Raw genomic sequence first — 7,828 nt, 5'->3', positions numbered from 1 at the left:
GGGGCAGCTTGCCCAGCCCCCCTTGGCGATCCCCCTGGGCACCCGACTACGCGGCCCTTCGGGTTCGCTGCGTTGCTCGGTTTGGCAGGGGCCGGCAGAACTCGGCTCTTCGAGCCTCAAACAGGCTGCCGCCCTTTTTCCTGCCAACCCTGCGCTACTCGCCCGCGTAAACGGGACGAACCTCACGTGCACACTCCGCCATAAATTGAAGCGTCAGGCATCGCCGGCACAATGCCTGACGTGCGCGCTGACATTCCGTACAGAACTCAAAATGTCCCCCACAAAAAAACCGCCCGAAGGCGGTTTTTTTGTGCAGCTCAAACCACTCAGCTACGCAGCTTGTCCGGACGGATCAAGAAGCGAGCCAGCGCCGGCAACAGCCAGAGTGCGCCGAACATGTTCCACAGGAACATGAAGGTCAACAGGATACCCATGTCGGCCTGGAACTTGATCGCGGAGAAGATCCAGGTGGCGACACCGATAGCCAAGGTGAAGCCGGTGAAGGTCACGGCCTTACCCGTGGTCTTCAGGGTTTCATAGTAGGCTTCCTGCAGCGGCAGGCCCTGACGCAGGTAGGTTTCCAGACGACTGTAGATATAAATGCCGTAGTCGACACCGATACCCACACCCAGCGCAATTACCGGCAGCGTTGCCACCTTCACACCAATGCCCAGGAAGGCCATCAGCGCGTTGGCCAGAACCGAGGTCAGGGCCAGCGGGATGATGATGCAGAGCACAGCGCGGATCGAGCGGAAGGTGATCAGACACATCAGGATGACCACCGCGTACACAGTGAGCAGCATCTTGGTCTGGGACGCCTCGATCACCACGTTGGTGGCTGCTTCAATACCAGCATTACCGGCCGCCAGCAGGAACTGCAGGTTGTCGGTGTTGTGCTCGGCGGCAAATTCCTCGACCGCAGCAGTAGCGCGCTTGAGGGTCTCCGCCTTGTGATCATCAAGGAAGATCATCACCGGTGCCAGCGAACAGGACGAGTTGAACATACCAGACGGCGCACGGCTGATGGCGTTGTTCAGGTTGTCCTGGTTGCGCGACAGCGTCTGCCACTTGAGGTTGCCTTCGTTGTTGCCCATGATGACCTGCTTGGCAACAGTCACCAGCGATACCGCCGACTGCACGCCCTCCAGGTTGTTCATGCGCCATTCCAGCTGATCAATGGCTTCCATGGTCTCGTAGGCCGAGCACATCTCATCCGGCGTCTTGACCATGACTACCAGAATGTCGGAACTGGTTGAGTAGTTCTCGATGATGAACTGGTTGTCCAGGTTATACCGCGAATCCGCACGCAGCTCCGGCGCACCCGGATCGAGGTCACCGATGGCAACATCCCTGCCGTGGTAAATACCGAAGGCAAAGGCAACGATTGCGAGCAGGATCGAGATTGGCGCTACCGCCGGATGGGCAAACTTGGCCACGCTCAGCCACAATTTCTGCGGACGGTTGGCGAGGTTACGATTGCGCTCAACGGCCTTGCGGCTGATACCGATATAGGACATCAGAATCGGCAGCAGCATCAGGTTAGTCAGGATGATGACACCCACGCCAACCGAGGCGGCGATACCCAGCTCACGGATAACTTCGATCTCGATCAGCAGCAGCGTCACGAAGCCAACCGCGTCAGAGATCAGCGCCACGATGCCCGGAATGTACAGCGCGCGGAACGCGCGACGGGCTGCGGTGCTACTGTCATCGGCATTGGTGTATTCGATCGCCATGCCGTTGATGATCTGCACGCCGTGGGAAATACCGATAGCGAAGACCAGGAACGGAACCAGAATCGAGTACGGATCCAGGCCAAAACCTAGCGTGCGCAATAAGCCTAGCTGCCAGACCACCGCGATGACCGAGCACACCAGCGTGGTGATGGAGCTCTTGAAGCAACGCGTGAACATCATCAGCAGAACGAAGGTAATGACCAGCGCAGCACCAAAGAACATCACGACCTTGATGATGCCGTCGATCAGGTCACCAACCTTTTTGGCAAAGCCGACGATATGGATCTGGATGTTCGGGTTCTCACCCTGGAACTCGCTGCGAATTTTCTCTTCCAGCTGACGGGAGAAATCGCCGTAGTCGAGCTGGATCAGCTCACCCTGATTTTCCGGGTTCGGGTAGGCTTCCTGCAGCGGCACGTCAATGATGGTTGACTTGAAGTTGTTCGCTACCAGACGACCGATTTCGCCAGACTTGAGCACGTTTTCACGCAGCTCTTCCAGGTCTGCCTCGGTCAGATAGGCCGGACGATTGGCCACCGGGCCACCGTCAAAACCGTACTCGGTTACCTCGGTCCAGCGGACATTCGGCGTCCACAGCGAACGCAGATTCGAGCGATCAACACCGGGCAGGAAGAACACCTCGTCGTTGATACGCTTGAGGCTCTCCATGTACTCGGTACTGAAGATGTCACCATCTTTGATCTCGACAGCGATCCGAATCGAGTTGCCGAGATTCGGCAGATCGTTCTCGTGCGCGATCATGTTGGCGATGTATGGGTGCTTGAGAGGAATCATCTTCTCGAAGCTGGTATCGGGCTTGACCTGCGCAGCCTGATAACCGAAGAACACGGTCAGCAGCGCGAACAGCAGAAGAACAACAATCCGATTGTTGAAGATCAAGCGTTCCACAAAGGGAGCGCTCGTTTCCTGGTGATGCTTGGACATCCAGACTCTCCTGGCAGCTGATTATTATTGGTTGTTGGGCAGGCCGCTGGCCGCCGCCTTGACTACACCGTGCTGACCGACCAGTACCAGTTCGCCGTCAGGCAGACGCTTGGCCGTTGCCAGGGCAACACGGTCCGGACGTACGGCCACACTGAAATTCTCGCCATGGTCCGTGCTGGTCACTACAACGCCACCAGCGCCCACAACAGCCAGCGAACCGTCAGCGGACAGATTGCCACCAAGCAGGGTTGCCTCCAGCGGGCCGTTATTGGGGGTATGCAGCTCAACCTGCTCCCAGCTGTCGCCAAAGTCGGTGGAACGGTACATGTTCCCGCGCAGTCCCCAGGCCAGGACCTGGCCCACAATGCCCGTACCGGCGGTACCGAACCAGGTACCGTCATAAGGAGAGGTCTGCAGGGTTTCCCAGGTTTCGCCAAAGTCGGGCGAACGGTACATGGTGCCCATCTCGCCCACCAGGAACAGACCGGTATCTGCAACAGCGGTCACGGCGTTGTAGTGAAAGCCATCCGGGTTGTCGATATCGAAGGACAGATCTTCCCAGGTCTTGCCGCCATCATCGGTGCGCAGATAGGTACCGTAAGCACCAAAGGCAAAACCGGTATTGGCATCACGGAACCACAGATCCATAAGGGGGCGCTCGAGCAGACCGGGGCCATCCGGATCGACCGCTTCATCCAGAGCCGGGTCGCGGTACTGCAGCTCCCAGTTCGCACCGGCATCACTGGAATGCAGGATCACGCCATCATGACCAACAGCCCAGCCGTTGTTGGCGTCGACAAAGTACACTGCAGTCAGCAACTGACGTACCGGAGACTGAGCCTGAGTCCAGTTGGCTCCCTGGTCATCCGAGTAGACGATATGACCACGGCTCCCCACCGCAACCAAACGATCGCCGGCAGACGCGACGTCCAGCAGCAAAGTGTGGCTAGCCAACTCGGACATGATTGCCGGCTTAGGCGCCTCGGCAACGGTCTCGGCAGCCAGAGCGGGTGTGATTGATGCGGTCATCAGTGCCGCGCCAAGGCCGGCAGCCTTGAAGATACGAGCAGCAAAGGATTGCTTGCGGAACTGCGCCCGCTGGCCGATGGCACAGGCCAGTTGAGTCGTTTGAGTGCGCCAACGAGTGGGCTCACGCATACACCATTCCCCCTTATTGTTATCCATCTTTCCGTTTTAAAACGGGACTGCCCATGGTAACGAGCGCAACATGGGCGCGCCAACGGCTCACGGTTATCTTTTGTTAATCACGTTATCTATGCAGAACCCGGCATTTTCGCAGCAATATTTCGACACACACTAATCAGGCACAGCGAATGCAGTAGAACGAAACCGGAAACAGTCGATCACTGCCGCACGACCTGCCACCTCAGCAGGGTGACAACAGGCACAAAAAACCCGCCGATTGGCGGGTTTTTTGTACTACAGCGCTATCAGTGCGACAGCTTGCTACCGCGAGAGTTACGTACTTTCTCCGGATTGATCAGGAAGCGAGCCAGTGCCGGCAGCAGCAGCATCGCACCGATCATGTTGACCAGGAACATGAAGGTCAGCATCAGACCCATGTCGGCCTGGAACTTGATCGCAGAGAAGATCCAGGTAGCCACACCGATTGCCAGACACAAACCAGTGAACAGTACCGCCTTACCAGTGGAGCGCAGCGTTTCGTAGTACGCCTCCTGCAGCGGCATGCCCTGACGCAGGAAACTCTCCAGCCGGCTGTAGATATAGATACCGTAGTCAACACCGATACCCACACCCAGCGCGATCACCGGCAGGGTCGCGACCTTCATACCAATGCCCAGGAAAGCCATCAGAGCGTTACCCAAGACCGAAGTCAGAATCAGAGGCAGGACGATGCAGATAGTCGCCGGCAGCGAGCGGAAGGTAATCATGCACATCACCGCCACCCAGATATACACCAGCACCAGAATCAGCAGCTCGGAGCTGGAGATGATCTCGTTGGTAGCCGCCTCAATACCGGCGTTACCGGCCGCCAGCTTGAACACCATGTCGTCGGTGTTGTTTTCAGCAGCAAACTCTTCGACCGCAGCGGTGGCACGCTTGAGCGTGTCGGCCTTGTGGTCATCCAGGAACACCATGACCGGTGCCAGCGAGCAGGCCGAGTTGAACATGCCGGACGGCGCACGACTGATGGCGTTGTTCAGGACATCCTGGTTGCGCGACAGGCCCTGCCACTTCAGGTTGCCTTCGTTGGAACCCATGATCACCTGTTTGGCAACCGTCACCAGAGAGACAGCCGACTGTACACCTTCCAGATTCTGCATTTTCCACTGCAGCTGATCGATCGCCTCCATGGTTTCGTACGCAGAGCACTTCTCCGGCGGAGTAGCGACCATGACGACCAGGATGTCGGAGCTGGTGGTGTAGTTCTGAATGATGAAATCGTTGTCCTTGTTGTAACGCGAGTCAGGACGCAGCTCAGGCGCACCAGCATCCAGGTCACCGACCTTGATGTTGTTCTTCTGGTACACAAAGCAGCTGGCACCAGCCACCAGGGCGACGATGACCATCCACGGCGCCACATTCGGGTGCGCGACGTTGGACAGGAAGCGCCAGAACGGATGCTCGCGCACCGCGTCACGCTTGGAGCGTTCAACCGCTTTCTTGCTGATACCCAGGTAAGAAATGGTGACCGGCAGCATGATCAGGTTGGTAAAGACGATAACCGCCACACCGATCGAGGCACCGATTGCCAGCTCGTGGATCACATCAATCTTGATGACCAACAGGGTAATGAAACCGACCGCATCAGCCAGAATCGCGATCATGCCCGGCAGGAACAGCTGGCGGAAGGTCAAACGGGCTGCGATCAGCGCGTTATCTGCCCCGCCCGACTGCAGCGCAATACCGTTGATCTTCTGTACGCCGTGGGAAATACCGATGGCGAAGATCAGGAACGGCACCAGCATCGAATACGGGTCCAGACCGAAACCAACCAGATTGATCAGACCCAGCTGCCAGATCACTGCGATCACGGTGGTCACCAGCACCGATACGGTACTGCGGATACACCAGGTGAACATGTACAGCAGGACAAAGGTAATGACGAACGCGATGGCAAAGAAACCGACAACACCGATCAAGCCATCGATCAGGTCACCGACCTTCTTGGCAAAGCCGACGATGTGGATCTTGATGTTCGGGTTTTCGGACTGGAAGCGGTCACGAATCTTCTCTTCCAGCAGGTGCGAGAACTGCTTGTAGTCCAGGCGCAACAGCTCGCTCTGGTTATCCGGGTTCGGATAGAACTCCTGCAGCGGCACCTCGATGATGCTCGACTTGAAGTTGTTGGCAACCAGACGACCGATTTCACCAGATTTCAGGACGTTGGCCCGCAGCTCTTCCAGATCTGCCTGACTGGTATAGGACGGGTGGTTGGTTACCGGACCACCGTCAAAACCGTACTCGGTTACTTCGGTCCAGCGCACGTTTGGCGTCCACAGCGAGCGCAGATTGGAGCGGTCTACACCCGGCAGAAAGAACACCTCGTCGTTGATCTGCTTGAGCGTCTCCATGTACTCGGTGCTGAAAATATCACCGTCTTCAATGGCGACCGCAATGCGGATCGAGTTGCCGAGGTTGGCCAGATCATTCTGGTGCTCGAGCATGTTGACGATATAGGGATGTTCCAGCGGAATCATCTTGGCAAAGCTAGTGTCGGGTCGCACCTGCAGCGCCTGGTACCCCAGAAACAGGGAAACGAGCGAGAAAATAATCACCACAGCGAGGCGGTTATTGAATACCAACCGCTCCATGAATGGTGCGTTACTCTGGTCAAAAGACATCCAGATTCTCCTGGCTTGTAATTATTATCAGTGAGCTTTCAAGGCACTTGCCGGCATGGTGGCAACACCATGCTGACCGACCAGTAGCAGTTCACCGTCGCCCAACGCCTTGGCCGAAGCCAGTGCGATACGGTCAGGACGGGTCATGACGTCAAAGCTGTTGCCGCCGTCATCGCTGGTCAGCACAACGCCGCCAGCGCCGACGACAACCAGCTTGCCGTCGGCGGACAGGCCGCCGCCCAGCAGGGTCGCTTCCAGCGGGCCGTTGTTCGGCGTCAGCAGCTCGACCTGCTCCCAGGTGTCGCCAAAGTCGGCAGAGCGGAACATGTTGCCGCGCAGGCCCCAAACCAGAACAACGTTGTCGCTGTTGGTGCCTGACGCCCCAAACCAGGAACCGTCATAAGGCAGATCGGTCAGGGTCTCCCAGGTATCACCGTAATCAGCCGAGCGATACAGGGTGCCCATTTCGCCAGCCAGCATCAGGCCTGCGCCCTTCACGGCGGTGATCGCGTTGTAGTGGAAGCCATCGGGGTTATCGATGTCGTAGGAACGGTCTTCCCAGGTTTTGCCCCCGTCATCGGTACGCAGGAAGGTGCCATAGGCGCCAACTGCAAAGCCGGTGTTAGCATTCTTGAACCAGACGTCCATCAGCGGACGCTCCAGCAGACTCGGGCCATCCGGGTCGACCGGCTGGTCGAGCTCGGGATCGCGGTACTGCATCTCCCAATTGGCACCGGCATCGCTGGTGTGCAGGATCAGCGAGTCATGACCGACAGCCCAGCCGTTCTTGTCGTCAGCAAAGTAGACGGCAGTCAGCAGCTGGCGAACCGGTACATTCGCCTGAGTCCAGGATTTCCCCTGATCATCGGAATAAACGATGTGGCCACGGCTGCCAACGGCAACCAGACGATCGCCGGCAACAGCTGCATCGACCAGCAAGGTGTGTGACGCCAGCTCGGACTTGATAGCAGGCTGCACGCTTTCCGCTATGCCATCAGCGGCCTGCGCAGATGCGGCACCCAGTGCCACCATGCCGGACAGCATCACGGCTTGCGCAACAGCACTGACGGAAAAGGTTTTCTTAAGATGTTTGCCCGACGCTTGCATATCTGTCCGGGCCACGAATGGAGCGCGCCAAATGGACGGCTTACGCATACACCACCCCTCTTTGTTTTTATAGGTGCTTCTGCTCCGCTACGGGAACACGTTGTAATTTAACCCGGCGCGCACCCCACACAGGCACAAACACCGAATAAGTTATCCCTCCAGCGGACAAGGCATATTAGAGGCCCGCAAGGCGCTACACAAATACCTCTCGGT

At 57.6% G+C, this 7,828-nt stretch carries 4 protein-coding genes; all 4 read right to left on the bottom strand.

Annotated features, from left to right (window positions below):
- Nucleotides 1-326: 326 nt before the first annotated feature.
- Nucleotides 327-2,681 (bottom strand): efflux RND transporter permease subunit, encoded by a 2,355-nt coding sequence (locus C1949_RS11980; protein ID WP_104738696.1) that lies wholly within the window; start codon nucleotides 2,679-2,681, stop codon nucleotides 327-329.
- Nucleotides 2,682-2,705: 24 nt separating this feature from the next.
- Nucleotides 2,706-3,839: a YCF48-related protein gene (locus tag C1949_RS11975; protein WP_104738695.1), complete on the bottom strand. Its 1,134-nt coding sequence runs from the start codon at nucleotides 3,837-3,839 to the stop codon at nucleotides 2,706-2,708.
- Between the two features lie 293 nt (nucleotides 3,840-4,132).
- Nucleotides 4,133-6,508, bottom strand: coding sequence for an efflux RND transporter permease subunit (locus tag C1949_RS11970; protein WP_104738694.1), 2,376 nt, complete (start codon nucleotides 6,506-6,508; stop codon nucleotides 4,133-4,135).
- Between the two features lie 27 nt (nucleotides 6,509-6,535).
- A complete protein-coding gene (locus tag C1949_RS11965) occupies nucleotides 6,536-7,615 on the bottom strand; it encodes a WD40/YVTN/BNR-like repeat-containing protein (protein WP_104738693.1) in 1,080 nt (359 codons plus the stop codon).
- Between the last annotated feature and the right edge of the window lie 213 nt (nucleotides 7,616-7,828).

The sequence above is a fragment of the Halopseudomonas oceani genome, from assembly GCF_002903165.1.
GTDB lineage: Bacteria > Pseudomonadota > Gammaproteobacteria > Pseudomonadales > Pseudomonadaceae > Halopseudomonas > Halopseudomonas oceani.
Note: the sequence above shows the minus strand (reverse complement) of the source record. Positions and strands in the feature narration are given on the sequence as shown.

Excerpts from the sequence above, each read along its gene's own strand:
- C1949_RS11980 (WP_104738696.1), bottom strand. The coding sequence starts at position 2,681 with ATGTCCAAGCATCACCAGGAAACGAGCGCTCCCTTTGTGGAACGCTTG.
- C1949_RS11975 (WP_104738695.1), bottom strand. The coding sequence starts at position 3,839 with ATGCGTGAGCCCACTCGTTGGCGCACTCAAACGACTCAACTGGCCTGT.
- C1949_RS11970 (WP_104738694.1), bottom strand. The coding sequence starts at position 6,508 with ATGTCTTTTGACCAGAGTAACGCACCATTCATGGAGCGGTTGGTATTC.
- C1949_RS11965 (WP_104738693.1), bottom strand. The coding sequence starts at position 7,615 with ATGCAAGCGTCGGGCAAACATCTTAAGAAAACCTTTTCCGTCAGTGCT.